Genomic DNA, 26,866 nt, shown 5'->3' on the forward strand with positions numbered 1-26,866 from the left:
ATTGACCGATTAAGTCGACATTATGCCGCAAGCGCCACCGCCACAAGGCCGGGGCGGTTAATCATCGGTTAATCGCCACCCGCCACTGTGCACCTCATTAGCACAGGGCAAAGGCTTATCCATGCATCGTCTGTTTTTACTTTTTACCCTATTGATCGCGGGCCTGGCCCAGGCGGGAACCAATCCGTTCGACACCAAACCTGAATTTCTCCCGGTTGATAAAGCCTTCACGTTTACCTCCGAACGTCTGGAATCCGGTGAAACCCAGCTCTATTGGCAGATCACCGATGGCTATTACCTGTACCAGAAACGTTTGAAATTCGACGGACTGCCTGTCGGGCAGCATCCCGCGTTGCCGGAAGGTGAAGCCCACAGCGACGAGTTTTTCGGCGAACAGCAAGTCTACCGCCAGGGTCTGGAACTGAAGATTCCGGCGGGTGCCAGCGGCACRGTCAAGGTCAGTTACCAGGGTTGCGCCGATGCCGGTTTGTGTTATCCGCCGCAAACCAGAGTCGTGGACCTGGGCAACGCCAATGCGCAGAGTGCGGCCAATGAAGCACCGGACCAGGCGCTGGCCAGCAGCCTGCAACAACGGGCGCTGGGTTGGAGCCTTTTGCTGTTCTTCGGCCTGGGCCTGCTGCTGGCCTTCACGCCATGTTCGTTGCCGATGCTGCCGATTCTGGCCGGGTTGATCGTCGGCAGTGGCGCCACACCCAAACGCGGTTTCGCCCTGGCCAGCAGTTACGTGGTCAGCATGGCGCTGGTGTATGCGGCGATGGGTGTCCTGGCCGCATCCCTCGGGGCTAATCTGCAAGCCTGGCTGCAGAACCCTTGGTTGCTGGGCAGTTTCGCGACGATTTTCGTGGTGCTGGCGCTGCCGATGTTCGGCTTCTTCGAACTGCAACTGCCGGTGGCCGTACGCGATCGCCTGGAAAACGTTTCGCGCAATCAACGTGGCGGCAACCTGATCGGCGCCGGGGTGCTGGGGGCGCTGTCCGGCCTGCTGGTCGGCCCGTGCATGACCGCACCGCTGGCCGGTGCCCTGCTCTATATCGCGCAAAGCGGTAACGCGTTGCATGGCGGATTGATTCTGTTCGCCATGGGCATCGGTATCGGCGTGCCGCTGCTGTTGCTGGTGACCGTCGGCAATCGCTTCATGCCCAAACCCGGCGCCTGGATGAACCTGGTCAAAGGCATTTTCGGCTTTCTGTTCCTCGCCACCGCGTTGCTGATGCTGCGGCCGGTGCTGGACGAATCCCTGTGGGTCGGATTGTGCGGTGCGCTGCTGTTGATCACGGCCTACAGCGCCTGGAAACAGTCGGAAGGTTTCGGCCGTATCGCACACTTGTTTGGCGCCAGCTCGTTGTTGCTCGGTTTGTGGGGTGGCCTGTTGGTGATCGGTGCGGCCGGTGGTGGCGACGATCCATTCAAGCCATTGCAGGTCTTCCGCGCCTCGAACCAGGCGGTGGCCACCGTGCCGGTTGGCCACGATGCCTTCACCACCATCAAGGATCCGCAGGCACTGCAACGGGAACTCGACGCCGCACAGGCTCAGGGCCAATGGGTGCTGCTGGACTACTATGCCGACTGGTGTGTGTCGTGCAAGGTCATGGAAAAACAGGTGTTCGGCAAAGCCAATGTCATGGAAGCCCTGAGCGACGTGCGCTTGCTCCGACTGGACGTCACCGCCGACAATGCCGCCAGCCGCGAACTGCTCGGCCATTACAAAGTGCCAGGGCCGCCCAGCCTGCTGTGGATTGGTGCTGACGGTGAAGAGCGTCGCAGCCAGCGCATCACTGGCGAGGTCGATGCCGATACTTTCCTGCAACGCTGGACCAACACCCGAGACGCCCGTTAATGCTGACCTTCACCCTCGGCACCTTTGCCATTGCGCTTAATCATCTGCTGCTGATCAGTGCGCTGGCACTGGCCACGTTTGTCGGCTGGTGGGTGGCCAAACGTGGCGGTGACAACCCCGAGTCGGTACTGTTCAGCCTGTTTCTACTGGGCATGCTGGCGGCCCGAATCAGTTTCGTGGTGGTCTATTGGGCCCACTATCGCAACGATCCGTGGCAGGTCATCGACCTGCGCGATGGCGGTTTCCTCGCCTGGCCGGGGGTGATTGTGGTTTTGCTTGCCACGCTGTATCGCGGCTGGCGACGCCCGGGGTTACGCCGTCCATTGGGCTTTGGCGTGGCCAGTGGCCTGGCGTTCTGGTTGTTGGCGACGTTCTCCCTGTCGATTTATGAACAAGGCACACGCCTGCCGGAAATCGCCCTGCGCAATGCCGCCGGCGAAACCGTGCAACTGGCCGACTACAAGGGCGGCCCGTTGGTGATCAATCTCTGGGCCACCTGGTGCCCGCCGTGCCGCCGGGAAATGCCGGTACTGGAAAACGCCCAGCAACACCGGCCGGACCTGACGTTCCTGTTCGTCAATCAGGCGGAAAGCATGCAAAGCGTCGCGACCTTTCTGGAAACCCAGGGCCTGAGCCTGTCCAACGTGCTGTTCGACGGCGGCGGGCGTCTGAGCCAGGCTGTCGGTTCCATGGCGTTACCAACTACGCTGTTCTACAACCCCGAGGGTCGCCTGCTGGGCAGCCATCTGGGCGAGTTGTCGGAAGCCAGCCTGGCCCGCGCGCTGGAAAACTTCGACACCGTACCCGCCACCTCTTCAAGGAAATTGCCATGTCCCGCCTCCGCCACCTGCTGACCCTGAGCCTCGGTGCGGCCCTGATTCACCTGCCATCGGTGCAGGCCGAAGAGTTGCCCGATGCCATCAAGAAAATCGAGGCCAAGGGCGCGAAAATCGTCGGCCAGTTCGATGCCCCCGACGGCTTGCGCGGTTATGCTGCGCAATACCAGAACCGCGGCATGGCGCTGTACCTGACTCCGGATGGCAAACACGTGTTGCTGGGCAACCTGTATGACGCCGAGGGCAATGACCTGAGCAGCGCGCCATTGCAGAAATTGGTGTATGCACCAATGGCCAAGGAAGTCTGGGCCAAGTTCGAAACAAGCAACTGGATCGGCGACGGCAAAAAGGATGCGCCGCGCGTGGTGTACCTGTTCAGCGACCCGAACTGCCCGTACTGCAACATGTTCTGGGAACAGGCCAGGCCGTGGGTCAAGGCCGGCAAGGTGCAGTTGCGCCACATCATGGTGGGCATCATTCGCGAAGACAGCCCGGGGAAATCCGCCGCCCTGCTCGCGGCCAAAGACCCGGAAAGAGCCCTGCAGGATCACGAAGCCGCTGGCAAGGACAGTTCGCTCAAGGCCTTGAAGGAAGTGCCGCCGGTGATCCAGGCAAAACTCGCGGCCAACATGCAATTGATGGAAGAGCTGCAGCTGCAGGCAACACCGGCGATTTTCTACATGGACGACAAGGGTGATCTGCAACAGCAGCAAGGTGCGCCATCGCCGGACAAACTGGCGAAGATTCTCGGGCCGAAGTAAGTAGTCCGCCGTCGGATTCACGGTGATAACRCTGACGCCATCGCGGGCAAGCCCGCTCCCACAGGAGTCTATGGCGCCCACAAAATATGTGTTCACCACCTGCCCTTGTGGGAGCGGGCTTGYCCGCGATGGAGCCAGGACAACCGGCTAAGTTCTCTCAGCTAAAAATTTCAGCAGTTCGGCGGTGACGAACCCAGGATTCTCCAGATTGGCAATATGCCCCGCCTCCGGCACCAGCAGCCAGGGGCAGCCAATCAATTCAGCCATTTCACGGGCTTCACTCGGTGGCCGGGGCTTGTCCTGGTCACCGCACATTACCAGCGTGCTCGCTGCGTCCAATTCGCTCAGACGCGATAACAGATCATCCCGCCCAAACGTAATCCGCCCCATCGGCACGATGCTTTCACGCAGGCGATCCGCGGGTAGAGCCGCGAGGGAAGCATGAAAATCCCGGTAGAGCGCCGACTGCGGATCAATGCCCGGCCGGAAGAAAATCGGCACCACGATATCCAGCAGCGCTGGAGTGATGACACCCGCCTCTTCGATCTGCTTCAGCAATGAAAAGTAATACTGGCGAGTCGGCTCCGGTTCAGCGCCGACGTAGGTGTCCATCAACACCAGGCCGTTGAGCCGGTGCGCTGCCGACAACGCCAGGCGCACGCCCCACATGCCACCGACCGACAGGCCAACCAGCGTGACCCGCTCGATATCCAGATGGTCGAGCAAGACCAGGGCCTGACGCGCCAGGTCATCCAGCGATGTCGTACCGACAGGCAATGGCCCGGATTGGCCGTGTCCCCACAGGTCCAGGGCGATCACCCGATACTGTTGCGACAGCGTGGCAATCTGCGGCGCCCACATGGCCTGGTCCCAGAGGTAACTCCCGGCCAGCAGCACCGCCGGGCCGGTGCCTTGATCGATGTAGTGAAGGGGTTGTCCGTCTATCGTTACGAAGGGCATCGACTGTCTCCGCGAGTAAAAATGGAGCCGAAAGACTGAGCGGCAGACAGTTCCTCGTCAATCGCTGGAGTGTGTGCGTTTGTGCCACTGCATTCGCGGGCAAGCCCGCTTGAAGCTGACAATGATCATGTCCGGCAATTCGAGGCCGCGCTCGGCACCCGCAGCGGATTGCCGCCCCTATCGTTTGCCCTTCGGGACGACTGAAACGCTCCAGTCATTGCACGTGCAACTCGGTGAGCCGTGGCAGGAAATTCAGGAAAAGACCGTCAATTGGCGACTTGTGGTGCCGGTTCGTTGTGCGGGATCGGCACTAGCGCAATCTTGTACGGCTCGAAAATCTTCAGCATCTGGCCGTTGTCCCGCAAGCCTTGCAACAACTTGCCGAAGGCCTCACCAGTGATGGGCGCGGTCGGTCGGAGAATGGCGTAGTGGTGATAGATCTGGTCAACGCGCTGGGACACCAGCAACTCGTCAGCGACTTTTTTATTGCGTAACAAGTAGTCGAACAGATAAGAGCGCGTGACCAGGGCGATGTCGGCACGATCGCGCAACACCATCAGCAGATTGCTGTCGTGGGAATAGGTCAGCGTGGCATTGTAGTTTTTCGCGAGGTACTGGGGATCGGCATTGAAGTTGGCGAACTCGTAATGATAGCCGCTGAACAGAGCCAGACGCTTGCCGCTCAGGTCGGCAAAATAGCTTTGCTGTCGATCGGGCAGGCGTTGCGCGACAAAAATCTCGGCGTCTTCCAGCCCCATGTCGACGGAAGTATGGGGAATGTCTTCCCACCCCCAGGCCGGATTCTCGAAGATGGCCATGTCGACCCGGCTCTGCTTGAAGTCACCGAAGCGCCGGGGAATGGACGTGGGCACCAGGACAAACTGGTAGTCACTTTGCGACGCATTCAGAGCCTCGACCAGTTGCGGCAGCAACCCGGTATCGGCCCCGGATTCCGGGCGCACGGTATAGGGCGGAAAATGCGCGGCACCAATGCGCACCAGCTGCGCAGCCTGGGACGGCATCACCGTTGACGCTGCAAGCATCGCCAGCAAAAGCTGCGAGGCTGTCCGAATTGGCGAATCCATCAAAACAACCCCACTCCCCAATAAAACGGCATCAATGCATTCAAGCTAGGCGGTTTCGTCCAGTTAGCCAGTTTAATGCTGGCCAATACAACTTTATTGTCGGTCTTCCAGCACCAGAATCAACGCTTCATCAGCCAACTGATCGAGGCTCATGTTGCCGTCGGCGCGAAACCAGGTGGTGGTCCATGACAATGCGCCGGTCAGGAACCGCCGAGTGATGAACACATCGCCGCGGATAAACCCGGCGGTCTTGGCTTCGCCCAGTACTTGCAGCCAGATGTCTTCGTAGATATCCCGCAGCGCCAGGACTTTGGCCTGGCCCTCTTCGGACAGCGAGCGCCATTCGTAGACCAGCACGGCCATGGCCTCGCCGCTGCCGCCCATGATCGACTGCAATTCACAGCGGATCAGCGCCAGCACCCGCTCGCGCACATTGCCGGCTTCGGCGACGGCCGCACGCATCAACGCGGTATTGTAGCGTATGGTTTCTTCCATCACGGCGCGCAGGATCTCGTCCTTGCTTTTGAAGTGGTGGAAAATGCTCCCGGACTGAATGCCCACAGCGCCGGCCAGATCGCGCACGGTCGTGCGTTCATAGCCTTTATTGCGGAACAGGTGCGCCGCGACTTGCAGCAGCTTGCCACGGGCGCTGTCCGGGTCGGTCAATTGGCCGTCGTCCACCAATTCACGCATGACCCTCAGGGCTTTTTGCTCGTCCACCCGTTATCTCCTACAGTCGATCAATCAATAACGCCGATCCCCCCGAAAACACCGGAGTTGCGCGGGCAATTTAAGCTCATGAATGCAACCAAGCAAGCGCTTGGGCAGAAGATAGTCAAGTCATTTACAAACCAAGCGCTTGCTTGGTAATGTCGACGCACTTCGGTTGGAGGTGACTATGGAATGGACTGCGCCTAAAACAATTCGTATCGGTTGCGCCAGCGCCTTCTGGGGCGATACCTCGACCGCTGCCGCGCAACTCGTGGAACACGGGCATCTGGACTATCTGGTCTTCGACTACCTGGCCGAGATCACTCTGTCGATCATGGCCGGCGCGCGGATGAAAGATCCCCAGGCCGGCTATGCGGGCGACTTCATCGAAGTCCTCGAGCCCTTGCTGCCGCAACTCGCGGCGCACAACATCCGGGTCATCAGCAATGCCGGCGGGGTCAATCCCCAAGCCTGCGCCGCCGCCCTGCAAGCAGCCTGCGACAAGGCCGGGGTGGCGCTGAAGATCGCCGTGCTGCTGGGCGATGACTTGCAGCCGCAATTCAAACAGCTGGGCAACCTGGGCATTCATGAAATGTTCAGCGGCGCACCCCTACCCTCGATGTGCGTCTCGACCAATGCCTACCTCGGCGCACCCGGCATCGTCGAAGCCTTGCGTCTGGGGGCGGACATCGTGATCACCGGGCGCGTGGTCGACAGTGCGGTGGTCAGTGCTGCGCTGGTGCATGAGTTCGGCTGGTCGTGGCACGACTACGACAAGCTCGCCCAGGCGGCATTGGCCGGGCACATAATCGAATGCGGCGCCCAATGCACCGGCGGCAACTTCACGGATTGGCGCGACGTGCCCGACTACGAACACATCGGTTTTCCCATCGTCGAAGTCAGCGCCGACAGCCAGTTCATCGTCAGCAAACCCGAAGGGACCGGCGGGCTGATCACGCCGCTGACGGTGGGCGAACAGATGCTGTACGAAATCGGTGACCCACGTGCCTACCTGCTGCCCGATGTGGTGTGCGATTTCACTCAGGTCAAACTGCTGCAACAGGGCAAGAACGCGGTACAGGTACACGGCGCCAAAGGTCTGCCGCCGACCGCTCAATACAAGGTCAGCGCCACCTGCCTCGATGGTTTTCGCTGCACCGCCAGTTGCCTGATTGCCGGCATTGATGCCGTCGACAAGGCGCGGCGAGTCAGCGATGCGATCATCAACAAGACCTCGGAAATGTTCCACCAGCGCGGCTGGGCGCCGTACAGCGACGTGAGTATCGAGTTGCTGGGCAGCGAGGCCACCTACGGCCCCCACGGCCAGCGTCAGGACAGCCGCGAAGTGGTGATCAAACTCGCGGTACGCCATCCGGACAAGCAGGCCTTGATCGTGTTCTCTCGGGAAATCGCCCAGGCCGCCACCGGCATGGCGCCGGGGCTGACCGGCATTGTCGGTGGCCGGCCGACGGTGTATCCGCTGATCCGGCTGTTCTCGTTCCTGATCGACAAAACCGCCTGCACGCTGGACATTGATTGCATGGGCCAGCGCCACCGGTGTGCCCTGCCCGCCCTCGATGTGCTCGACCCGCTGGACCTGCCAGCTCCGCTCGCGCCACCGAAACCGGTTGGCCTGGCCGACGCCAGCGTGGCCCTGGTCAAACTGGCGGTCGCCCGTTCCGGCGACAAGGGCAACCACAGCAACATCGGCGTCATGGCCCGCGAGCCCGAGTTCCTGCCATGGATCGCCGAAGCCTTGACCCCGGAAGTGATCGTCGACTGGATGGGCCACGTCCTCGATCCCATCCACGGGCGAGTCGAATGCTGGTACTTGCCCGCCAGCCACAGCCTGAATTTCCTGCTGGAAAACGCCCTCGGCGGCGGCGGTGTCGCCAGCCTGCGAATCGATCCGCAAGGCAAAGCCTTCGCCCAACAACTGCTGGAAATCCAGATTCCGGTGCCGCAGCGCATCGCCGACCAGTTCAACTAGAGGATTGCCGCCATGGCCTACGATTCGATTTTCAAAGCCGATTTGTTTGCCGGCAAAAACATCATCGTCACCGGTGGCGGCAGTGGTATCGGCCGCTGCACCGCCCACGAACTGGCGGCCCTCGGTGCCCATGTGCTGCTGGTCGGGCGCAAGGCCGACAAGCTGAAAACCGTTGCGGCAGAGATTGCCGAAGACGGCGGCAAGGCCGATTGGGCGGTTTGCGACATCCGCGAGGAAGAACCGGTGCAACACCTGGTCAGCGAATTGATCCGCAAGCATGGCCCCATTCATGGCCTGGTCAACAATGCGGGCGGGCAGTACCCGTCGCCCTTGGCCTCGATCAATCAGAAGGGTTTCGAAACCGTGATGCGCACCAACCTGGTGGGCGGTTTCCTGATGGCCCGGGAAGTGTTCAACCAGTCCATGAGCAAGCACGGCGGCGCCATCGTCAACATGCTCGCCGACATGTGGGGGGGCATGCCCGGTATGGGTCACTCCGGCGCGGCACGTTCGGGCATGGACAACCTGACCAAGACCGCCGCGTACGAATGGGGTCATGCCGGGGTGAGGGTCAACGCCGTGGCACCGGGCTGGATTGCCTCCAGCGGCATGGACACCTACGAAGGCGCATTCAAGGCTGCGATTCCGACTTTGCGCGAACACGTGCCGCTCAAGCGCATCGGCACCGAATCGGAAGTCAGCGCGGCGATTGTTTTCCTGCTCAGCCCGGCAGCGGCGTTCGTCAGCGGCAGTACCTTGCGCATCGACGGCGCCGCCAGCCTCGGCGGGCGCGCCTGGCCAATCCACAAGGCAACCAACAGCGAGTCGTACAACGGTTTCCACCGCGCCTACATACCAGACGTATTGAAGGACAAGGAATAACCCATGCCGGTGATTCAGTCGTTACTCGATCCCCACAGCGAGCCGTTCGCCCAGAACCGTGCGGCGATGCTGAGCGCCATCGAGCAAGTCCGCACGCTCGAACAGATCCTGCTGAACAAGGCTGCCGAAGCCAAACCCAGGTTCGAAAAACGTGGTCAGTTATTGCCTCGCGAACGCCTCAATCTGCTACTGGACCCCGGCGCGCCGTTTCTCGAACTGGCCAGCCTGGCCGGCTACAAGCTGCACGACGACAAGGACGGCAGCTGCGCCGGTGGCGGTTTGATCGCGGGCATCGGCTACGTGTCTGGCGTGCGTGTGCTGGTAGTCGCGAACAATAGCGCGATCAAGGGCGGGACCATCTCCCCCAGCGGTTTGAAGAAATCCCTGCGCCTGCAACAGATCGCCATGGAAAACAAACTGCCGGTAATCACCCTCGCCGAAAGTGGCGGCGCCAACCTCAATTACGCGGCGGAGATTTTCGTCGAAGGCGCACGCAGCTTTGCCAATCAGGCGCGGATGTCGGCCATGGGTTTGCCGCAGGTCACCGTGGTGCACGGCTCGGCCACGGCGGGCGGAGCCTATCAGCCGGGATTGTCGGATTACGTGGTGGTGGTGCGCGGCAAGGCCAAGCTGTTCCTCGCAGGTCCCCCACTGCTCAAGGCCGCCACCGGCGAAGTCGCGACCGATGAAGAACTGGGCGGCGCCGAGATGCACGCACAAACCGCCGGTACCGCCGAATACCTGGCCGAGAACGACGCCGACGGTGTGCGTCAGGTACGCGAAATTGTCAGCCTGCTGCCGTGGAACGAGCAGTTGCCCCCACTCCCCGAACGTCGCTGGGAGGAGCCGCTCTACCCCATCGACGAACTGCTGGGCCTGATTCCGGATGATCCGAAAAAACCCTACGACGCACGTGAAATCATCGCTCGTCTCGCCGACGCTTCGAACTTTCTTGAATTCAAAGGCGAGTTCGATCAGCAGACCGTGTGCGGTCATCTGAGAATTCAGGGCCGCGCCTGCGGCTTCATCGGCAACAACGGCCCGATCACGCCAAAAGGCGCGAGCAAGGCCGCCCAGTTCATCCAGCTGTGCGACCAGAGCCAGACGCCGCTGCTGTTTTTCCACAACACCACCGGGTTCATGGTCGGCACCGAATCGGAACAGCAAGGCGTGATCAAGCACGGCGCGAAGATGATCCAGGCGGTGGCCAACGCCCGGGTGCCGAAGCTGACCATCGTCGTCGGTGGCTCCTACGGCGCGGGCAACTATGCAATGTGCGGACGCGGCCTCGACCCGCGTTTCCTCTTCGCCTGGCCCAACAGCCGCACCGCCGTGATGGGCGGCGCGCAAGCGGGCAAAGTGCTGCGCATCGTCACCGAGGCAAAACAGGCCAAGGACGGCCTGGTGCCCGATCCGAAAATGCTCGACACGCTGGAACAGGTCGCCGCGCAGAAACTCGACAGCCAGTCCACGGCACTCTACGGCAGTGCCAATCTGTGGGACGACGGATTGATCGACCCGCGCGATACCCGGACTTTGCTGGGTTACTTGCTGGACATCTGTCATGAGGCCGAGGTGCGGCCATTGCAAGCCAACAGTTTTGGCGTAGCCCGGTTCTAGGCCGGCTCAAGGAGAACAATAAAAATGATCTTCACCCAGGAACACGAAGCACTGCGCCGCACCGTGCGCCAATTCGTCGAGCACGAGATCAACCCGCACGTCGAGGAATGGGAAAAGGCCGGGCGCTTCCCCATCCACGAAGTCTTTCGCAAGGCCGGCGACCTTGGCTTGCTGGGCATTTCCAAACCGGAAAAATTCGGCGGCATGGGGCTCGACTACAGCTATTCGATCGTCGCAGCCGAAGAGTTCGGCACTATTCATTGCGGCGGCATACCGATGTCCATCGGCGTGCAGACCGACATGTGCACACCCGCCCTGGCACGGTTCGGCTCCGATGAGTTGCGCGACGAATTCCTGCGCCCGGCTATCAGCGGCGAGCAGGTCGGCTGCATCGGTGTCTCCGAAGTCGGCGCCGGTTCTGACGTTGCCGGATTGAAAACCACGGCGCGCAAGGACGGCGACGATTATGTGATCAACGGCAGCAAGATGTGGATCACCAACTCGCCGAGCGCCGACTTCATCTGCCTGCTGGCCAATACCTCCGACGACAAACCGCACATCAACAAATCGCTGATCATGGTGCCGATGAACACGCCGGGCATCAGTTTGAGTTCACACCTGGACAAGCTCGGCATGCACAGCTCGGAAACCGCCCAGGTGTTTTTCGACAACGTGCGCGTACCCCAGCGCAACCGCATCGGCCATGAAGGCGCGGGGTTCATGATGCAGATGCTGCAGTTCCAGGAGGAACGCCTGTTCGGCGCGGCCAACATGATCAAGGGCCTGGAGTATTGCGTCGACAGCACCATCGAATACTGCAAGGAGCGCAAAACCTTCGGCAACGCGCTGATCGACAATCAGGTCATCCACTTCCGCCTGGCTGAACTGCAAACCGAAATCGAATGCCTGCGGGCGCTGGTCTATCAGGCCACCGAGCAATACGTCAAAGGCCAGGACGTCACACGCCTGGCCTCCATGGCCAAGCTCAAGGCCGGGCGGCTGGGCCGCGAAGTCAGCGACAGTTGCCTGCAATACTGGGGCGGCATGGGCTTCATGTGGGACAACCCGGTGGCCCGCGCCTACCGTGACGTGAGGCTGGTATCGATTGGCGGCGGCGCCGACGAAATCATGCTGGGGATCATCTGCAAACTCATGGGCATCCTGCCGGGGAAAAAGAAATGAGCAGCCTGCCGGTTTGCCAGACCTTGCTGCTGGAACTGCACAACGGCGTATTGCACATCACCCTCAACCGCCCGGACAGCCGCAATGCGATGAGCTTGCAGATGGTCGCCGAGTTGCGCTCGGTGCTGGCAGCCGTGCGCGATGACCGAGGGGTTCGCGCGCTGGTGATCGGCGGTGCCGGAGGCCACTTCTGCGCCGGTGGCGATCTCAAGGACATCGCCAGTGCCCGCGCTCAAGGTTCGAGCGCTCACCGTGATATGAATCGGGTGTTCGGTGCGTTGCTGCAGGAGGTGCAACAGGCTCCGCAAGTGGTGATCACGGTGCTGCAAGGCGCGGTGCTCGGCGGTGGTTTCGGCCTGGCCTGTGTCAGCGATATCGCCATGGCCGATCACCAGGCGCAATTCGGCCTGCCGGAAACCAGCCTCGGCTTGTTGCCGGCGCAGATCGCGCCGTTCGTGGTGCAGCGCATCGGCCTGACCGAGACCCGGCGCCTGGCCCTGACCGCGGCACGTTTTGATGGTCACCAGGCACGGCGCATGGGGCTGGTGCATTTTGTCGAGCATGATCCGCAGGCCCTGGCCGAGCGTCTCGATGAGGTGTTGGCCCATGTGTTGTGTTGTGCGCCGGGGGCGAATGCGGCGACCAAGAAACTCCTGCTGGCGAGTGCCGGACAACCGACCGATGCCCTGCTGGATCAAGCGGCGCAATGGTTCAGCGATGCGGTGACCGGGGCAGAAGGCGTCGAGGGAGCGATGGCCTTCGTGCAAAAACGCAAGCCGGGGTGGGCCTCCTAAAAGCTTCGCTGGCAAGCCAGCTCCTACAGTGAATTTATGCACACACAATCCCTGTAGGAGCTGGCTTGCCAGCGAAGAGGCCCGAACAGACACCGCACAACCTGAGAGACACCCCATGCCCGGACTCAAAAAAATCCTCATCGCCAACCGCGGTGAAATCGCCTGCCGCATCCAGCGCACGGCCCAGGCGCTGGGCTATCGCACGGTCGCCGTGTTCAGCGATACCGACGCCGATGCCCTGCACGTGCAGATGGCTGACGAGGCGGTCAACATCGGCCCGGCAGCGGTGCAACAGTCTTACCTGAACATCCCGGCCATCCTCGACGCGGCAAGGCGCACCGGCGCGGATGCGATCCATCCGGGCTACGGCTTCCTCTCGGAAAACGCCGGGTTTGCCTTCGCCTGCCAGGACGCCGGCATCACCTTCATCGGCCCCAGCCCCGAGGCCATCGACCTGATGGGCAGCAAGCGCCTGTCGAAGATCGCCATGCTCGAAGCCGGCGTGCCCTGCATCAAAGGCTATCAAGGCGCCGAACAGGACGACGCCACCCTGAGCCGCGAAGCCGGACGCATCGGCTATCCGTTGATGATCAAGGCCAGTGCGGGCGGCGGTGGACGCGGCATGCGCCTGGTGCACGACGCCGGCGATTTGCTGGAACAGATTCGCACCGCGCGCTCCGAAGCCCTGAACGGTTTTGGCAGCGGCGAGCTGATTCTCGAACAGGCACTGGTAGAACCCCGTCATGTCGAGGTTCAGCTGTTCGGCGACCGGCATGGCAACCTGATTTACCTCGGCGAACGCGATTGTTCGGTGCAGCGCCGGCATCAGAAAGTCATCGAGGAAGCGCCCTGCCCGGTGATGACCCCTGAGTTGCGCCAAGCCATGGGCGAGGCGGCGCTCAAGGCCGGCCGGGCAGTGCAGTACGTCGGCGCGGGCACCGTGGAGTTTCTGCTGGATGCGCGCGGACAGTTCTATTTCCTGGAGATGAACACCCGGCTGCAAGTGGAGCACCCGGTGACAGAACTGATCACCGGCCTCGACCTGGTGGCCTGGCAGTTGAATATCGCCGAAGGACAGCCGCTGCCCTTGCGCCAGGAGCAGGTACAACTCCACGGGCACGCCATGGAAGTACGCCTGTATGCCGAAGATCCGGCTCAGGGTTTTCTGCCGCAAACCGGGCGCGTCGTGGCCTGGGAACCGGGATTGCAGGACGGCGTGCGGATCGACCACGGCCTGATCGAAGGCCAGCTCATCTGCCCCTTCTACGACCCGATGCTCGGCAAGCTCATCGCCCACGGCACCACCCGCGAGGAAACCCGACGTAAATTGCTGCGGGCGGTACAAGACAGCGTGCTGTTGGGCGTGCAAAGTAATCAGCGCTTGCTCGCCAGCCTGCTGGAACACCCGCAGTTCGCCTGCGGGGACTTCAGCACCGGGTTCATCGCGCAGCATTTTTCCGAGCATGCCTGCCTGCAATCCCATGCCCCCGGCGCGCATCACCTGGCCATCGCCACCGCCCTGTTCTATCAGGCTGCAGCACAGGCTCACCCGGCCCCGCTTGGCGGTTGGCGCAACAACGCCAGCGTGCCGCTGCACTACCGCATCGGCCTTGAGGATCAGGACTGGCCGGTAGCGTTGCAGGCGATCCCGGGCGAGACGTTGCGCATTCAGGTCGCCGAGCACAGCCTCGAACTGAAGATCATCCACAGCGACGGACGCTGGGCCACCCTCGAAATCGAAGGCATTCGCCAACGCCACGCCTACCGTCTGGAGGCCGGGTGTCTCTGGCTGTTTACCCGCCCGGGCAGCCTGCAGTTTGAGGATCGCACTCAGGCGCAGGTGACCAGCCAGGCCGGTACCAGCTCCGGCACCCTCAAGGCACCGATGGACGGGGCGATTGTCGACGTCCTGGTCAATGAAGGCAGCCCCGTGAGCAAGGGCCAGTTGCTGGTGGTACTGGAGGCGATGAAAATGGAGCACCCGTTGAAATCGGGCATCGACGGTGTGCTCAAACGCCTGCAAGTCAAAGTCGGGGATCAGGTAAAAAACCGGCAGATTCTGTTGGAGGTCGAATAAGCCGCTAGGCGGAACCGCCGGGTTTGGCTACGCTCAAACCCTACAGGACGCGGATACCAGGAAACCTGCAATGCCTCACTGGCTGGTCATCGATCTGGAGGCCACCACCGATGAAGGTGGTTGGCCCGTAACGGATATGGAAATCATTGAAATCGGCGCCACCCTGGTGGACCGCAAGGGACGCGAACTGGACCAGTTCCAGCGTTTCGTCCGGCCTTTGCGGCGGCCGTTACTGACGCCGTTTTGCCGCGAGCTGACGCACATCACCCAAGCCAACATCGATGCCGCGCAACCGCTGGGCGAAGTCTGGCCGGCGTTTGAACGCTGGCTCGGCCAACACCACACGCGACTTGAAGGCTGGGCCAGTTGGGGCGATTACGATCGCAAACAACTGCTTCAGGATTGGCAGCAACTGGGGCTCGCCAGCATGCTGGCCAACGTGCCGCACATGAACCTCAAACAGCGCTTTGCCAAGGCCCGACGCCTGGAACGTCCGCTGGGGTTGAACGGCGCCTTGCAACTGGCCGGCTTGCAGTTCACCGGCCAGCAACACCGGGCGCTGGAAGATGCGCGCAATACCGCACGCCTGCTGCCGCTGGTTCTGCCGCTTTAGACAGGTGACGACGCCAAGGGCCTTGTGCATACTGGCCGGCCCTTTTTAGCCCTTTTCGAGGAATCGCCCATGTTTAAAGTCAACGAGTACTTCGACGGCACCGTCAAGTCGATCGCCTTTGGCACCGCAGAAGGTCCAGCGACCATCGGCGTCATGGCTCCGGGCGAGTATGAATTCGGCACCAGCCAGCGTGAAATCATGCACGTGGTCAGCGGTGCACTGACCGTCAAGCTGCCGGACAGCAGCGACTGGGAAACCTTCGCCGCCGGCAGCCAGTTCAACGTGCCGGCCAATAGCAAGTTCCAGCTGAAAGTGGCCGTCGACACTGCCTACCTGTGCGAATACCGCGGCTAAACCCGCGGGGCTTCACCGAAAAAAGTCACTGTGAAAAAATGCCCGTGTCTCAGGACACGGGCATTTTTCGTTGTGCGGGCGGTGAGCCGAGAGTTTCTACTCCAGGATCTCCACCGGCATGCCGATTTCGAGTCGACCGTTGCCGTCGTTGACCAGGTTCTGGCCGAACATGGCGCCGTCCGCCTGGGAACGGTATTTCTGCAAGGTGGCCAAGGGTTCGCGGTCGTCGCTGCGCTCCCCGGTTTGCGGGTCGATGGTGGTCAGGATGCAACGTGAGCACGACTTGACCACGCGGAACTCGAGCTCGCCGATACGGATACGCTTCCAGCCGTCCTCGGCGAACGCTTCACTGCCTTCGATCACCAGGTTCGGCCGGAAACGCAGCATCTCCAACGGGCGCCCGACCCGTTGCGACAAGTCCTCGAGGGAAGCCTGGCCAATCAGCAACAGTGGATAGCCATCGGCGAATGCCACCTGATCGTCATCCTTGCCATAGCCGGCCTCGGTCATACGCGCCCGATCGAGTGGCACTTGCACCAGGCGCGTCGGTTTGCCAATGAACCGGCTGACCCAGGCCCCTGCTTCATCGCCTGCATCGGGGACTCGCAAGGTATCGCGCCAGATCGTCACGCCACGCAGCTCTGCTTCGTTACCGGGCAAGGCAACGTCGATCGGCGAATGGTCGGGCGCACTGAGGGTCAAACCTCCCTCGGCATTCCACAACGCGGACAACTGGCTCATCTGCGCCACCACACGCTGGGTCAGGAAGCGCCCGCTGGCCTCATCCACCAGCATCCAGCGGCGATCGCCGCCCAGTCCGAGTTTATCGAGATCGATCGCTTGCAAGGTCTCGGCCTTCGCGGACTTCAACGGATAACGATACAGCGCGCTCAGACGCAACATGGCCAGCTCCCTGGTAGGCAAAACGCCACCCTATACGAGCTTGATCACCGAATCAAAGAACAAAAACCCTGCAGGAGCAGCCGGTCGACGCTCGATCGCTCGCGAAAAACCCAAGGACCCCGCTGGGCATCTGGTTTTACGCGTTATCGTTCAAGACCATCGCGAGCAAGCTCGCTCCTACACCTACAGTTGACCGTAGGCCTGATCAGGCCGGTACTTCGTCAAGCATCAGGCGCTGGCGCACCACGTCGACGAGTTTGTCCGGCTGGAATTTGGAGAGGAAATTGTCGCAGCCGACCTTTTTGACCATCGAGTCGTTGAAACTACCGGACAAAGAGGTGTGCAACACCACGTACAAGCCGCGCAGGCGTGGATCGTTGCGAATTTCGGTGGTCAGGCGATAGCCATCCATTTCCGGCATTTCCGCATCGGTGAAGACCATCAGCAGTTTGTCGGTCATGTTTACGCCGGTATCGGCCCAGGCCTTGAGCATATTCAAGGCCTTCAACCCGTCGCTGGCGATGTGCATCTTCACGCCGAGCTGTCCCAGGGTATCGCGCAATTGTGCCAGGGCCACGTTCGAGTCATCCACCAGCAGCACCTCACGGCCACGGGCACGTTCCAGTACCGGATCTTCGAGCTTGTCGCGGGAGACTTTGGCGTTGTACGGGACGATTTCGGCCAGGACCTTTTCGACGTCAATGATTTCCACCAGTTGATCATCGACTTTGCTGATGGCCGTCAGGTAGTGCTGGCGGCCGGCACTGCTCGGTGGCGGCAGGATGGCTTCCCAGTTCATGTTGACGATCCGGTCCACGCCACCGACCAGGAAGGCCTGCACCGAACGGTTGTATTCGGTGACGATAATCGTGCTGCCTGGCCCCGGCACCAACGGGCGCATACCAATGGCCTGGGACAGGTCGATCACCGGCAGGGTCTGGCCACGCAGGTTGACCACGCCGCACACAAAAGGATGGCGCTGCGGCATCAGCGTCAACTTTGGCAGTTGCAAGACTTCCTGTACTTTAAAGACGTTGATCGCGAACAATTGCCGTCCGGCGAGCCGGAACATGAGAATTTCCAGGCGATTCTCACCCACCAGTTGCGTGCGTTGGTCTACCGTGTCGAGAATGCCGGCCATCAATGACTCCTGGTCTTGTTCGGATGAATTCACTTAAAGAATGTTATCGGCTGTTTTTGCCGAAGCTTGACCCACTCTAAAATGCCACGCCCGAGCATTGATGTCACATTAACATCATGCTTTACTGGCGCGGTGATTACATCTGCCGCACTTGCGCACAGCGCGACCCTGGTTCGCGTGAAAGGTTCCGCTGCGTAAGGGATTCCCCTATCAACAATCAGGTGCAACCTGATATTCGCAATATCCAATAGCCATTAATGTGACGCCATTCTCAATGCATGAACGGAGTCAGGCTTTTGTGTGCGATCGCAAGTCAGTGGCCAGCCACCCTCTCGTGTTCCCCTGCCTGCCTGCGGGCCAGCCGAAGTTCGTTCACCCGACGATTCGGCAATGCCGGGGTCCCGACCGCCCTCGTCGACACACTCGCTATCCCCTCATTTGACATGACGTTGTGGAGATAAGTATGCCGAACGACCGTAAAAAGTGGGCCCAGCGGCTCCCGGAGTTCCTCGTCGAGGCTGAAACACTCCTGGCTAAAACCGAGGAATGCCTGAGTCATCTGCAACTGATCAGCAATGACAAGGACGCCATCGACTGCATGCTCAGCACACTGCTCAAGCTGGCCAACAAGGCCGATGCCCTGGCGTTGGCGGCCGTGTCTGAGTTCTCTCTGCATATTCACGGCCTGCTGAACCACGCCCAGCACACCATGAGCCTGCACGAAGACGCACTGAGTGCCTTGAAAGACTGCCTGACCCTGATTGCCTGGCAGCTCGAACTCATCGACCAGACCACCGGGCAACTCAGCCTCGACGACAGCGAGCAGGTCACTCTTATTGAGGCCTTTGCCTTTCAGGTCGGGCAAAGCCGGTTTCAACCACCGGCCAATTCCAGGCCGTTCACCCTCGTTTCCTATTCGCAACGACAGGCCTGAACTTGCCGAACCATGTTGTATGGCATGCTTTGGTTATCAATACCGCGCTGTAACTTGAGTGCGCACATGTCGCAATTGATTTTTTCATAGCTATAAACGACCTCTTTCAACAAACACATCAACCAACTTGTTCCTTTATGGAACCATCGCCCAACGACCGGACTCCTGACTTTTCGGACATATATACGGACGCGACCAACGGTATCTTAAGTGCTACTATGCCGCCTGTTAGTTGACGCCAATTAGTGGCAGTGTGGTTGCAGCCGGACAGTTTGGGGCTGATTTCTCCAAAAAAGTACACCCCGTTGAAGTCGACGCTCCAGATTAAAAAACAGGGGCCTGTCAGCCAGCTTGACCGGTCTGCCCGCAGCGAACATCCATTGGCTCCATCCGCTATGCACGCCAGCCTCAAGTCAATCGCCACGTGGCCACCTTCCCGAGAGAACGCACGCACATTCACGCTGTTGTTATGCGCCTGCTCGACGCTCGGCAGTCTGTTGGTCTATGGCTTGTCCATCCCGTTGCCCCTGTCATTGCTGGTGCTCAACGTTGCGGCGCTGACCAGTGTGGCCGTGCAGTACTGCCTCTCGCGCAAATCCATCAAATTCCAGCCCCAGGAACTGGCCGACCGACTGTTGCAGGTTCAGGAAAACGAGCGTCACCGGCTGAGCCGGGAACTGCATGACGACATCGGTCAATTGCTGACCGCTGCAAAACTGCAAAGTGACTGGCTCAAACGCCGGATGCCCGAAGAACTCCAGGAGCAATGCTCGGTCCTCTGCGACACGCTGGAAGAAACCCTGACCAAAGTTCGTGACGTATCCGCCATTCTCAATCCCCGGCAGTTGACCAGCCTCGGGCTGGAAGCCAGTCTGCGCGCGCACCTGCTCAAGACCCTGACCAACACCCCGGTGCACTGGAGCCTGGAATGCCAGCAGCGCCTGACCGGCATACCGGAGGAAATGGCTGTGGCAGCTTTCCGTATTACCCAGGAAGCGGTCACCAACATCCTGCGACATGCCCAGGCCAAGAACCTGCTGGTATGCCTGCAGCGTCTGCCACAAGGCCTGAAGCTGCAGATCAGCGATGACGGACAGGGCTTCGCGCCTGCAACCGACCCCGGTCGTGAAGGGCAACGCGGTATGGCCGGGATGTCGGAACGGATCGATCAACTGGGCGGCACGCTGACCGTTACCAGCGAGCCGGGCAAAGGCACTCAAATCGAAGCTCTTTTTCCCTGGGCGCCCCGTGCGCTCGAACGGGCCAGTTCGAATAAGGTTATGCATTGACTTGTAATTTACTACTGGTGGATGACCACTCGCTGATCAGGGCTGGCGTGCGCGCCCTGGTAATGGATCTGCCCGGCTATGCCGTCATCGGTGAGGCCAATGACGGCTCGCAGTTGCTGGAAATGGTCGGGCATCTGTCCCCGGATATTGTCCTGCTGGATATTTCGATGCGTCAGACCGGCGGCCTCGAAGCCTTGCAGCAACTCAAGCGGGTGCGCCCGCAGAGCAAGGTCCTGATCCTCTCGATGCACACCGACCCGGCCCTGATCATGCAGGCGCTGGAATCCGGAGCCCATGGCTACCTGCTCAAGGACACCACGGCGACCGAGCTCGAGCACGCGCTGGAGGCCTTGCGCAACAACGAGCGCTATCTGAGCCCGGCCATTGCCCACACGGTGATCAACCAGGCGCTGACCCGAAACCAGAAGCACCAACCCGAACCTGCCGACTCGCACAACCTGACGGCACGTCAGCTGGAAATCCTGCGGTTGATCGTTCGCGGAAAATCCACTCGAGAGATCGCAAATGGCCTGGGGCTGAGCGTCAAGACCGTAGAAACCCACCGTTCGCAGATCATGAAGCGTCTGCAGATCTACGATGTGGCCGGCCTGGTGCTGTTTGCCGTGCGCGAACAAATCATCAGCCTTGACGACTAGAGCGGCGAATCCTCAGGCAGATGCACGAGTAACGCCGCCGGGCGAACCGAGAAACGCAAGTTGTCCCCTTCCAGGGCAGGCGCGCACGAATAAACATGCTGTCGACGCCAGAAGCCCCCCCCCGTTAAAAGTCGCAAGAAAACGAATTACTTCCAGTCGGGCAGTCTTGATCCCCCACACGGCAGGACTTTTCTTACAAGAAGTGAGGAATCGGCTCAATTGACCGAAAACCTGAATTGGTAGACTTTTGGTGGCTACAGCAGGACACCACAAGGACGTGCCATGCAAAGCCAAAACCTCGGATCACCGGCCATTTCGGTCTTGCCGCTCACTGATAATAAAAATGCAGGCCATCGAGCTGAATGCCGCAACAGCACAAAAGCCACGGGAGAAGTTGATATGGAACCTCGCGTCACCGAGCTGGAAACACACCTCAAGAGCTTGCGCAGGGACATGGACGAAGTCCGGGATGACGTCAAATCCATCAAGCACAGGCTTGCCTATTCCGCCTGCGGAACAGCCGTGATCCTCTGCCTCCTTGGCTGGATCGCCAATAGCCGTTTCGAGCAGGTTATTTCATTGCTTATGGCGCATTGAGTGGCCTTGAACACAAAACCCGGTTCAATCAACCGGGTTTTGTGTGGCCAAGCCGCTGAAACTATCAGCTCAGAACTTCACTCAGCGGAATGAAGAAAACGCTATCGCCCTGAACCAGCGTGCGACCTTCCAGGACTTCTACCAATCCATCAGCCCAGGCAGCGCTACGCAGTACGCCAGAACTCTGGTTTTTGTAGATCCTCGCCCTGCCGTTTTCCAGCCGTCCGCGCAAATACTCACGCCGATTGCCAGGTTGGAGCCAGTCAAACCCTGCCGGAACCTGCACCTTCAGCGGCTCGACTTCTTTTACACCCTGACGGCGCAGGAGATAGGGCCTGGTCAACAATGCAAAAGTCACGAGGGTCGATGCCGGATTGCCCGGCAAGCCAATCACCGGCACACCGCGAAAATGTCCGAAGGTCAGCGGTTTACCGGGCTTGATGGCAAGTTTCCACAGCGTCAATTCGCCCTCTTCGCGCAAGGCGATACCCAGAAAATCGGCTTCCCCAACCGATACGCCACCGGTCGAGAGGATCAGGTCGACATCCTTCAATTCACCCAGTCGGGAACGAGTGGCTTCCAGATTGTCCGGCAGAATGCCCGCGTCGACGACCTCACATCCCAAACGCTGCAACCAGCTGCACAACAACACCCGGTTGCTGTTGTAGATCTGTCCCGGCCCCAGCGTCTGCCCAGGCTCAATCAATTCGTCGCCGGTGGACAGCACCGCTACACGCACCTTGCGAACCACCTCCAGCTCAGCGCACCCCAACGAGGCAGCCAATCCTTGCTCGATCGGCCCCAACCGCGTACCTGCCGGCAGAATCAACTCGCCGACGGTCGTCTCCTGGCCTTGGGGACGGATGTTCTGGCCTCGGGTCAAGGCTTCGGTGAAACGTACTCGCTCATCCGCCTGAACCTCGGCATTTTCCTGCATCTCGACGCAATCGGCACCGGCGGGAACAGGCGCCCCGGTGAAAATGCGCGCACAGGTTCCTGGCTGCAACGGATCGGGGGCCTGGCCGGCAAACACCTTCTGACTGACCACCAACGGCTCTCCCGTCCAGTCGGCCATGCGCAAGGCATAACCATCCATGGCACTGTTGGGCCAGGGTGGCAGGTCAAGGGTCGACACCAGGTCTTCAGCCAGTACACGCCCCTGTACCTGCGCCAACGGCAAGCGTTCGCGCTCGACAATCCTTGAGGCCTCGGCCATTTCCAGCAAGCGCGCCAACGCCTGCTCGACGGGCATCAGGCTGCCAGTCTTGCCAGGCTTACCCACGGGATTCACAAGGCGCTGCCTGTTTCAAGTGAGGCACGAAATTGCACGGGCGATGCCGCGAATCCAGCTGCTCGGCCAGTATGCCGTCCCAACCGGTGCGCACGGCATTGGTCGAGCCCGGCAAGCAGCAAACCAGCGTGCCATTGGCCAGACCGGCCAGCGTCCGGGACTGAACGGTCGAGGTGCCGATATCGGCAACCGAGATCTGGCGAAACAGCTCACCAAATCCATCAACCTGTTTGTCCAGCAGGCAACTGACGGCTTCCGGCGTGCTATCACGCCCGGTAAAACCGGTTCCGCCGGTGATCAGCACAACCTGCACGACATCATCGGCAATCCAGTTGGCGACTTGCGCGCGAATTTTGTAGAGGTCATCTTTGAGCATCACCCGGGCTGCCAGGTTATGACCCGCAGCGGTCAGGCGGTCGACAAAGACCTGACCTGAGGTGTCGGTTTCCAGTGTGCGGGTATCGCTGACAGTCAGCACTGCAATATTCAGCGGTGCGAAAGGTACATCAGCCTTGGCTTTCATCGGCTCGTCCAGTTGTAGGAGAAACAGCCCGGTGTTATATCACAGCGCTCCGTTTTTTCGCCGCTCCCATGGAGACCTGCCATGACCTCGAATTCACAATTGCCACCCTGCTCCATTCTGCTCCTGGCGGGCGGGCGCGGCCAACGTATGGGCGGTCGGGATAAAGGATTGCTGGACTGGCACGGCGAACCGCTGATTGCACACTTGCACCGCAAGACCCGTCCACTGACCGATGACCTGATCATCTCCTGCAATCGCAACCTTGAGAAGTACGAGCCCTACGCCGACCAGTTGGTCCACGATGATGAAGGTGACTTCCCCGGGCCATTGGCCGGTATTCGCGCAGGCCTGAAAGCGGCTCGCCATACCCATCTGTTGGTCTTGCCCTGTGACGTTCCCGGCATTGATGCGGCGCTGATCGGCAGTATGCGCGAGGCCGCCAACCTGCATCCGGACAAGCCGCTGATGGTGCGGCATGACGACCACTGGGAACCGTTGTTGTGTGTGATTCCTGTGCTACACAGGGCAGCATTTGAAAACGCCTGGAACGAAGGTGAGCGCAGCCCTGGCCGGTTGATGCGCAAGCTCGGTGCGACCGCACTGCAATGTCCCGACAAGGACCCTCGGCTGGCCAACCTCAACACGCCGGAACTGTTAAGCGGTCATAACACTGTGTCAGACTGAGATTAATCAGGAACTTGCGCGAACGGTGCACGTCTCAAATTCAGTAACCAAAGATTTCTTATTCGGAGAAACACACTCATGACTCAACGGACCCTCGCCACTTTCATGCTTGCACTCGGCCTCGCCACCCTCGCCGGTTGCGCGTCGCCTACGGTGCTCACCTTGAATGACGGTCGCGAAATCCAGGCCGTCGACACGCCACAGTTCGACAAGGATTCCGGCTTCTACGTATTCGAACAGCTCGATGGCAAACAGACCCGCATCAACAAGGACCAGGTTCGTACCGTTAAAGAGCTGTAATCCTGGCACCGCCGGATACAGAAAAGCCCGCTTGATGCGGGCTTTTTCATGCCTGAAGAACAGCGTTTCAGGTTCGCTTCTTGATCACCATTGCAGGGTGATTTCACTCTCGAACTCTCGCGCCTGGCCTGTGACCGGATCGATAAATTTCAGCCCCTGAGCCAGCAGTTTCAATGGATTGGCGTAGTCATCCTGCGCATCCTTGAGCACCTCGGGGTAAAACGGATCATTGCAGATACCGGCCCCCAACGCCGCCATATGTACCCGCAACTGATGTTTCTTGCCCGTCACCGGGTAAAGACCATAACGCCAGAGATCCCCCTGCTTCTCCCTGACTTCCACCGCTGTCTCGGTGTTGCTGGCCCCGGGCCCCTCCTGCATGCGGAAGAACGGTTCGCCATCGACCAGTCGGCTTTTATGAACCAGCGGGAAAGCAAGGTCAGGCAACGCCGCTGCGATGGCCTCGTAGCGCTTTTCGATCTGCCGGGTTGGAAACAACGACTGATAAGCCGAACGACTCTGCGGATTGGCGGAAAACAGTACCAGCCCTGCGGTATGCCGGTCGATGCGATGCAATGGCACCAGATGCGGATTGTCCAGGCGACGGATCAAGCGCCTGAGCAGCGTCTGTTCGACGTATTCGCCAGCCGGCGTCACGGGCAGAAAGTGCGGTTTGTCGGCAACCACCAGATGCTCGTCCGCGTACAGGATCGACTCGATCACCGGGATCGGCTTTTCATCCGGCACTTCGCGAAAATAATGAATCCGCAAACCTTCCTTGTAGGCCAGATCGAGGGCTATCGGCATGCCCTGCCCATCGAGGACCCGGCCACGGGCGATTCTGTCCAGCCATTGTTCGCGACCGATGGCGCTGAAATGCTCGCACAGGCAATCGACAACGGTGTGCCACGGGCCGGGTGGCAAGTAAAGCGTACTTGCCTGACTGTGTGCCGCGGAAAAAGAAGAAGTGGACATAAGAAAGCTCTAACCCTCAGTACAGATCGGCATTATCCAACAGCAAGGGGAATGAACCTAGGGGGCGTTCTCAAGCCGGGATCGGCGTGCGCGCCGCCGCTTCGGTGTACTCCTTGAGCCAGCGCAGCACATCGACCGCTTCCCAGCGAGCGGGGTCATACAGGGCGTACAACAATCCCTGGTAACCCACGACATCGAGTTGCCGGTGATATCCCGCGCGTTGAAACAAGGCCTCGATTTCTGCGAAACAGGTATTGAAATGCGTTTTGTTGAAGGGTGTTTTTCCTTCGGTCACCAGACCATCCAGTCGCAACTCAAGGACGGCCTCGCGCACGACGTCTGCGGACATCCGGTTCACGCTGTTCTTCAACTGTTCGACATTGACCACGATTCATCCCTCTCACGCCCGGGCTTGCCGGCTCACTCCCGAAAATCAGGAACGGCAAGGCAGGCGCGGCGAATAACTGTATGAGCATACAGTATCCGATCAACACCGATTAAGCCAAGGGGATCAATCGCAAAGTTCGACAGGCGGGACATGCCGCCAGCGCAAAAACCGCTTAATGCAGGAACGCCACTACCTGATCGGCACTGAACGGCCAGCCCAGTTCAGCGCCGGTGTCGACCCGCCGCAACACCGGAATCCGCAGGCTGTAAGCGGCGAACCACGCTTCATCGTCGGCGATATCCACCAGTTCCACCAGCAGGCCGCGCTCGACAAACTCCATCAACATGGCTTCGGCTACTTCACAGAGATGGCATCCAAGGGTGCCGAACAGCTGACATTCGGGAAGCATGAGCGCTCAACCAGATAATGAAGTGACATTCTAGGCCTGCCCCGAATAACCGTCGAGCCATTGAGCCCCCTGCCCTGACGATGAAAAGACCTGAATCAGTCCTGGCTCACGGCACCGATCTTGTGGATCGACAGGTCCGCGCCGTAATACTCCTCTTCCTGACTCAGGCGCAATCCATGCAACGCCTTGATCACGCCATACACGGCAAACCCGCCGGCCAGTGCCACAGTAACGCCCAGTGCCGTGCCGATCAACTGGCTGATCAAACTGATCCCACCCAGCCCGCCCAAGGCGCTCTGGCCGAAAATGCCGCAGGCAATGCCGCCCCATACGCCGCACAAGCCATGCAACGGCCACACACCCAATACATCATCGATGCGCCATTTGCCTTGGGCCGCGGTAAAGCACCAGACAAACAGGGCCCCCGCGATGGCACCGGTGACCAGCGCCCCCACAGGATGCATCAGGTCGGAACCGGCACAGATTGCCACGAGCCCCGCCAACGGACCGTTATGCAGAAAGCCGGGGTCGTTGCGCCCGACAATCAGCGCCGTCACCGTACCGCCCACCATGGCCATCAACGAGTTCACCGCCACCAGTCCGCTGACACCTTGCAGGGTTTGCGCGCTCATGACGTTGAAGCCGAACCAGCCAACGATCAGGATCCATGAGCCCAACGCCAGAAACGGGATGCTCGATGGCGCGAACGCCACCAGGCGACCTTCGCGATAGCGGCCATTACGCGGCCCGAGCAACAGCACCGCCGCCAGTGCCAGCCAACCGCCCATGGCATGCACCACCACCGAACCGGCGAAATCATGGAAACCGGCGCCGAAGCGCTCCAGCAACCAGGCTTGCAAACCCAGGTTGCCATTCCAGACAATGCCTTCGAAGAACGGATAGATGAACGCAACGATCAACGCGGTTGCACACAGTTGCGGGACAAACCTGGCGCGCTCGGCGATCCCTCCGGAAATGATCGCCGGGATCGCCGCGGCAAAGGTCAGCAGGAAGAAAAACTTCACCAGTCCATAGCCATGGTCGGCATTGAGC

At 60.3% G+C, this 26,866-nt stretch carries 28 protein-coding genes and 1 pseudogene; 17 read left to right on the forward strand and 12 right to left on the reverse strand.

The annotated features are described in order from the left end of the window. Window positions 1-121 precede the first annotated feature (121 nt). From dsbD to dsbG, 3 genes are read left to right on the forward strand one after another with little or no spacing between them, the layout of a single operon-like run. Window positions 122-1,858, forward strand: a complete 1,737-nt coding sequence (gene dsbD / locus AC1DRN_RS24305; RefSeq protein WP_223463464.1) for a protein-disulfide reductase DsbD — start codon at window positions 122-124, stop codon at window positions 1,856-1,858. Then, window positions 1,858-2,712 carry a TlpA disulfide reductase family protein gene (locus AC1DRN_RS24310; RefSeq protein ID WP_223463463.1) on the forward strand — a complete coding sequence of 285 codons (855 nt, stop codon included), beginning with the start codon at window positions 1,858-1,860 and terminating at the stop codon, window positions 2,710-2,712. The genes dsbD and AC1DRN_RS24310 overlap by 1 nt, the downstream gene beginning before the upstream one ends. After that, a complete protein-coding gene (gene dsbG / locus AC1DRN_RS24315) occupies window positions 2,688-3,455 on the forward strand; it encodes a thiol:disulfide interchange protein DsbG (protein ID WP_223463462.1) in 768 nt (255 codons plus the stop codon). Before AC1DRN_RS24310 ends, dsbG begins: the two co-directional genes overlap by 25 nt. 147 nt (window positions 3,456-3,602) lie before the next feature. On the opposite strand, the gene AC1DRN_RS24320 is transcribed toward dsbG, so the two are convergent. From AC1DRN_RS24320 to AC1DRN_RS24330, 3 genes are all read right to left on the reverse strand, one after another. Then, the gene (locus AC1DRN_RS24320; RefSeq protein ID WP_223463461.1) at window positions 3,603-4,415 is read right to left on the reverse strand and encodes an alpha/beta fold hydrolase; all 813 of its coding nucleotides are present in this window, start codon (window positions 4,413-4,415) and stop codon (window positions 3,603-3,605) included. Window positions 4,416-4,681: 266 nt separating this feature from the next. Beyond that, window positions 4,682-5,500, reverse strand: coding sequence for a substrate-binding periplasmic protein (locus AC1DRN_RS24325; RefSeq protein WP_223463460.1), 819 nt, complete (start codon window positions 5,498-5,500; stop codon window positions 4,682-4,684). 93 nt (window positions 5,501-5,593) lie between these two features. Next, the gene (locus tag AC1DRN_RS24330; protein WP_108219597.1) at window positions 5,594-6,220 is read right to left on the reverse strand and encodes a TetR/AcrR family transcriptional regulator; all 627 of its coding nucleotides are present in this window, start codon (window positions 6,218-6,220) and stop codon (window positions 5,594-5,596) included. A 178-nt stretch (window positions 6,221-6,398) separates the two neighbouring features. Here AC1DRN_RS24330 and AC1DRN_RS24335 point away from each other — a divergent pair, with 178 nt between their 5' ends. The 8 genes from AC1DRN_RS24335 (at window position 6,399) to ppnP (ending at window position 15,723) form a co-directional block, all read left to right on the forward strand. Continuing rightward, window positions 6,399-8,201: an acyclic terpene utilization AtuA family protein gene (locus AC1DRN_RS24335; protein ID WP_223463459.1), complete on the forward strand. Its 1,803-nt coding sequence runs from the start codon at window positions 6,399-6,401 to the stop codon at window positions 8,199-8,201. A 12-nt stretch (window positions 8,202-8,213) separates the two neighbouring features. Further along, entirely contained in the window at window positions 8,214-9,083 is an 870-nt protein-coding gene (locus tag AC1DRN_RS24340; RefSeq protein ID WP_223463458.1) for an SDR family oxidoreductase, read from the forward strand. Between the two features lie 3 nt (window positions 9,084-9,086). After that, entirely contained in the window at window positions 9,087-10,703 is a 1,617-nt protein-coding gene (atuC, locus tag AC1DRN_RS24345) for a geranyl-CoA carboxylase subunit beta (protein ID WP_223463457.1), read from the forward strand. Between the two features lie 24 nt (window positions 10,704-10,727). Beyond that, complete coding sequence (gene atuD / locus AC1DRN_RS24350) at window positions 10,728-11,885, forward strand: citronellyl-CoA dehydrogenase (RefSeq protein WP_223463456.1); 1,158 nt, start codon at window positions 10,728-10,730, stop codon at window positions 11,883-11,885. Beyond that, window positions 11,882-12,679 carry an enoyl-CoA hydratase/isomerase family protein gene (locus tag AC1DRN_RS24355; RefSeq protein ID WP_223463455.1) on the forward strand — a complete coding sequence of 266 codons (798 nt, stop codon included), beginning with the start codon at window positions 11,882-11,884 and terminating at the stop codon, window positions 12,677-12,679. Before atuD ends, AC1DRN_RS24355 begins: the two co-directional genes overlap by 4 nt. A gap of 115 nt (window positions 12,680-12,794) precedes the next feature. Beyond that, window positions 12,795-14,756, forward strand: coding sequence for an acetyl/propionyl/methylcrotonyl-CoA carboxylase subunit alpha (locus AC1DRN_RS24360; RefSeq protein ID WP_223463454.1), 1,962 nt, complete (start codon window positions 12,795-12,797; stop codon window positions 14,754-14,756). 70 nt (window positions 14,757-14,826) lie between these two features. Beyond that, window positions 14,827-15,369 carry a 3'-5' exonuclease gene (locus AC1DRN_RS24365; protein WP_223456895.1) on the forward strand — a complete coding sequence of 181 codons (543 nt, stop codon included), beginning with the start codon at window positions 14,827-14,829 and terminating at the stop codon, window positions 15,367-15,369. Window positions 15,370-15,438: 69 nt separating this feature from the next. Beyond that, entirely contained in the window at window positions 15,439-15,723 is a 285-nt protein-coding gene (gene ppnP / locus AC1DRN_RS24370; RefSeq protein ID WP_007940055.1) for a pyrimidine/purine nucleoside phosphorylase, read from the forward strand. A 96-nt stretch (window positions 15,724-15,819) separates the two neighbouring features. On the opposite strand, the gene AC1DRN_RS24375 is transcribed toward ppnP, so the two are convergent. Beyond that, on the reverse strand, window positions 15,820-16,626 hold the full coding sequence (locus AC1DRN_RS24375) for an MOSC domain-containing protein (RefSeq protein WP_223463453.1): 807 nt from the start codon (window positions 16,624-16,626) through the stop codon (window positions 15,820-15,822). A 205-nt stretch (window positions 16,627-16,831) separates the two neighbouring features. Next, window positions 16,832-17,767 carry a chemotaxis protein CheV gene (locus tag AC1DRN_RS24380; protein ID WP_223463452.1) on the reverse strand — a complete coding sequence of 312 codons (936 nt, stop codon included), beginning with the start codon at window positions 17,765-17,767 and terminating at the stop codon, window positions 16,832-16,834. A 463-nt stretch (window positions 17,768-18,230) separates the two neighbouring features. Between AC1DRN_RS24380 and AC1DRN_RS24385 the strand changes: the two genes are divergently transcribed. From AC1DRN_RS24385 to AC1DRN_RS24395, 3 genes are all read left to right on the forward strand, one after another. Next, the gene (locus AC1DRN_RS24385) at window positions 18,231-18,701 is read left to right on the forward strand and encodes a hypothetical protein (RefSeq protein WP_223463451.1); all 471 of its coding nucleotides are present in this window, start codon (window positions 18,231-18,233) and stop codon (window positions 18,699-18,701) included. Between the two features lie 395 nt (window positions 18,702-19,096). Next, window positions 19,097-19,990 carry a sensor histidine kinase gene (locus tag AC1DRN_RS24390; protein WP_457266295.1) on the forward strand — a complete coding sequence of 298 codons (894 nt, stop codon included), beginning with the start codon at window positions 19,097-19,099 and terminating at the stop codon, window positions 19,988-19,990. Continuing rightward, window positions 19,987-20,646, forward strand: a complete 660-nt coding sequence (locus AC1DRN_RS24395; protein ID WP_429370773.1) for a response regulator — start codon at window positions 19,987-19,989, stop codon at window positions 20,644-20,646. Before AC1DRN_RS24390 ends, AC1DRN_RS24395 begins: the two co-directional genes overlap by 4 nt. On the opposite strand, the pseudogene AC1DRN_RS24400 reads toward AC1DRN_RS24395, so the two are convergent. Further along, window positions 20,643-20,764, reverse strand: a pseudogene (locus AC1DRN_RS24400) (lipid kinase YegS); the annotation flags it as partial. The gene AC1DRN_RS24395 and the pseudogene AC1DRN_RS24400 overlap by 4 nt on opposite strands. A 164-nt stretch (window positions 20,765-20,928) precedes the next feature. Here AC1DRN_RS24400 and AC1DRN_RS24405 point away from each other — a divergent pair. Next, window positions 20,929-21,243: a hypothetical protein gene (locus tag AC1DRN_RS24405; protein ID WP_457266293.1), complete on the forward strand. Its 315-nt coding sequence runs from the start codon at window positions 20,929-20,931 to the stop codon at window positions 21,241-21,243. Between the two features lie 64 nt (window positions 21,244-21,307). Here AC1DRN_RS24405 and AC1DRN_RS24410 read toward each other — a convergent pair whose 3' ends face one another. Both AC1DRN_RS24410 and moaB read right to left on the reverse strand, forming a co-directional pair. Beyond that, window positions 21,308-22,534 (reverse strand): molybdopterin molybdotransferase MoeA, encoded by a 1,227-nt coding sequence (locus tag AC1DRN_RS24410; protein ID WP_457266292.1) that lies wholly within the window; start codon window positions 22,532-22,534, stop codon window positions 21,308-21,310. Then, window positions 22,518-23,057 (reverse strand): molybdenum cofactor biosynthesis protein B, encoded by a 540-nt coding sequence (gene moaB, locus AC1DRN_RS24415; RefSeq protein ID WP_457266291.1) that lies wholly within the window; start codon window positions 23,055-23,057, stop codon window positions 22,518-22,520. The genes AC1DRN_RS24410 and moaB overlap by 17 nt, the downstream gene beginning before the upstream one ends. An 81-nt stretch (window positions 23,058-23,138) precedes the next feature. Between moaB and mobA the strand changes: the two genes are divergently transcribed. Together mobA and AC1DRN_RS24425 are read left to right on the forward strand one after the other, a co-directional pair. After that, on the forward strand, window positions 23,139-23,741 hold the full coding sequence (gene mobA, locus AC1DRN_RS24420; protein WP_457266290.1) for a molybdenum cofactor guanylyltransferase MobA: 603 nt from the start codon (window positions 23,139-23,141) through the stop codon (window positions 23,739-23,741). 78 nt (window positions 23,742-23,819) lie between these two features. Beyond that, a complete protein-coding gene (locus AC1DRN_RS24425; protein ID WP_223463445.1) occupies window positions 23,820-24,041 on the forward strand; it encodes a YgdI/YgdR family lipoprotein in 222 nt (73 codons plus the stop codon). A gap of 84 nt (window positions 24,042-24,125) precedes the next feature. Here AC1DRN_RS24425 and AC1DRN_RS24430 read toward each other — a convergent pair whose 3' ends face one another. From AC1DRN_RS24430 to AC1DRN_RS24445, 4 genes are all read right to left on the reverse strand, one after another. Continuing rightward, window positions 24,126-25,016, reverse strand: a complete 891-nt coding sequence (locus AC1DRN_RS24430; RefSeq protein WP_457266289.1) for a pseudouridine synthase — start codon at window positions 25,014-25,016, stop codon at window positions 24,126-24,128. Between the two features lie 70 nt (window positions 25,017-25,086). Then, window positions 25,087-25,404 carry a transcriptional regulator gene (locus AC1DRN_RS24435; RefSeq protein WP_457266288.1) on the reverse strand — a complete coding sequence of 106 codons (318 nt, stop codon included), beginning with the start codon at window positions 25,402-25,404 and terminating at the stop codon, window positions 25,087-25,089. 172 nt (window positions 25,405-25,576) lie between these two features. After that, the gene (locus tag AC1DRN_RS24440; protein WP_223463443.1) at window positions 25,577-25,813 is read right to left on the reverse strand and encodes a glutaredoxin family protein; all 237 of its coding nucleotides are present in this window, start codon (window positions 25,811-25,813) and stop codon (window positions 25,577-25,579) included. Between the two features lie 95 nt (window positions 25,814-25,908). Further along, window positions 25,909-26,866: ammonium transporter (locus tag AC1DRN_RS24445; protein ID WP_477786823.1), on the reverse strand; the 958-nt coding region annotated here is incomplete at its 5' end.

This window comes from Pseudomonas sp. P5_B3 (assembly GCF_056400405.1).

What these genes read in the sequence shown, in the direction of transcription:
- AC1DRN_RS24310 (WP_223463463.1), top strand. Translation starts at nt 1,858, where the DNA reads ATGCTGACCTTCACCCTCGGCACCTTTGCCATTGCGCTTAATCATCTG.
- dsbG (WP_223463462.1), top strand. Translation starts at nt 2,688, where the DNA reads ATGTCCCGCCTCCGCCACCTGCTGACCCTGAGCCTCGGTGCGGCCCTG.
- AC1DRN_RS24320 (WP_223463461.1), bottom strand. Translation starts at nt 4,415, where the DNA reads ATGCCCTTCGTAACGATAGACGGACAACCCCTTCACTACATCGATCAA.
- AC1DRN_RS24325 (WP_223463460.1), bottom strand. Translation starts at nt 5,500, where the DNA reads ATGGATTCGCCAATTCGGACAGCCTCGCAGCTTTTGCTGGCGATGCTT.
- AC1DRN_RS24335 (WP_223463459.1), top strand. Translation starts at nt 6,399, where the DNA reads ATGGAATGGACTGCGCCTAAAACAATTCGTATCGGTTGCGCCAGCGCC.
- AC1DRN_RS24340 (WP_223463458.1), top strand. Translation starts at nt 8,214, where the DNA reads ATGGCCTACGATTCGATTTTCAAAGCCGATTTGTTTGCCGGCAAAAAC.
- atuC (WP_223463457.1), top strand. Translation starts at nt 9,087, where the DNA reads ATGCCGGTGATTCAGTCGTTACTCGATCCCCACAGCGAGCCGTTCGCC.
- atuD (WP_223463456.1), top strand. Translation starts at nt 10,728, where the DNA reads ATGATCTTCACCCAGGAACACGAAGCACTGCGCCGCACCGTGCGCCAA.
- AC1DRN_RS24355 (WP_223463455.1), top strand. Translation starts at nt 11,882, where the DNA reads ATGAGCAGCCTGCCGGTTTGCCAGACCTTGCTGCTGGAACTGCACAAC.
- AC1DRN_RS24360 (WP_223463454.1), top strand. Translation starts at nt 12,795, where the DNA reads ATGCCCGGACTCAAAAAAATCCTCATCGCCAACCGCGGTGAAATCGCC.
- AC1DRN_RS24365 (WP_223456895.1), top strand. Translation starts at nt 14,827, where the DNA reads ATGCCTCACTGGCTGGTCATCGATCTGGAGGCCACCACCGATGAAGGT.
- ppnP (WP_007940055.1), top strand. Translation starts at nt 15,439, where the DNA reads ATGTTTAAAGTCAACGAGTACTTCGACGGCACCGTCAAGTCGATCGCC.
- AC1DRN_RS24375 (WP_223463453.1), bottom strand. Translation starts at nt 16,626, where the DNA reads ATGTTGCGTCTGAGCGCGCTGTATCGTTATCCGTTGAAGTCCGCGAAG.
- AC1DRN_RS24380 (WP_223463452.1), bottom strand. Translation starts at nt 17,767, where the DNA reads ATGGCCGGCATTCTCGACACGGTAGACCAACGCACGCAACTGGTGGGT.
- AC1DRN_RS24385 (WP_223463451.1), top strand. Translation starts at nt 18,231, where the DNA reads ATGCCGAACGACCGTAAAAAGTGGGCCCAGCGGCTCCCGGAGTTCCTC.
- AC1DRN_RS24390 (WP_457266295.1), top strand. Translation starts at nt 19,097, where the DNA reads ATGCACGCCAGCCTCAAGTCAATCGCCACGTGGCCACCTTCCCGAGAG.
- AC1DRN_RS24405 (WP_457266293.1), top strand. Translation starts at nt 20,929, where the DNA reads ATGCAAAGCCAAAACCTCGGATCACCGGCCATTTCGGTCTTGCCGCTC.
- moaB (WP_457266291.1), bottom strand. Translation starts at nt 23,057, where the DNA reads ATGAAAGCCAAGGCTGATGTACCTTTCGCACCGCTGAATATTGCAGTG.
- mobA (WP_457266290.1), top strand. Translation starts at nt 23,139, where the DNA reads ATGACCTCGAATTCACAATTGCCACCCTGCTCCATTCTGCTCCTGGCG.
- AC1DRN_RS24425 (WP_223463445.1), top strand. Translation starts at nt 23,820, where the DNA reads ATGACTCAACGGACCCTCGCCACTTTCATGCTTGCACTCGGCCTCGCC.
- AC1DRN_RS24430 (WP_457266289.1), bottom strand. Translation starts at nt 25,016, where the DNA reads ATGTCCACTTCTTCTTTTTCCGCGGCACACAGTCAGGCAAGTACGCTT.
- AC1DRN_RS24440 (WP_223463443.1), bottom strand. Translation starts at nt 25,813, where the DNA reads ATGCTTCCCGAATGTCAGCTGTTCGGCACCCTTGGATGCCATCTCTGT.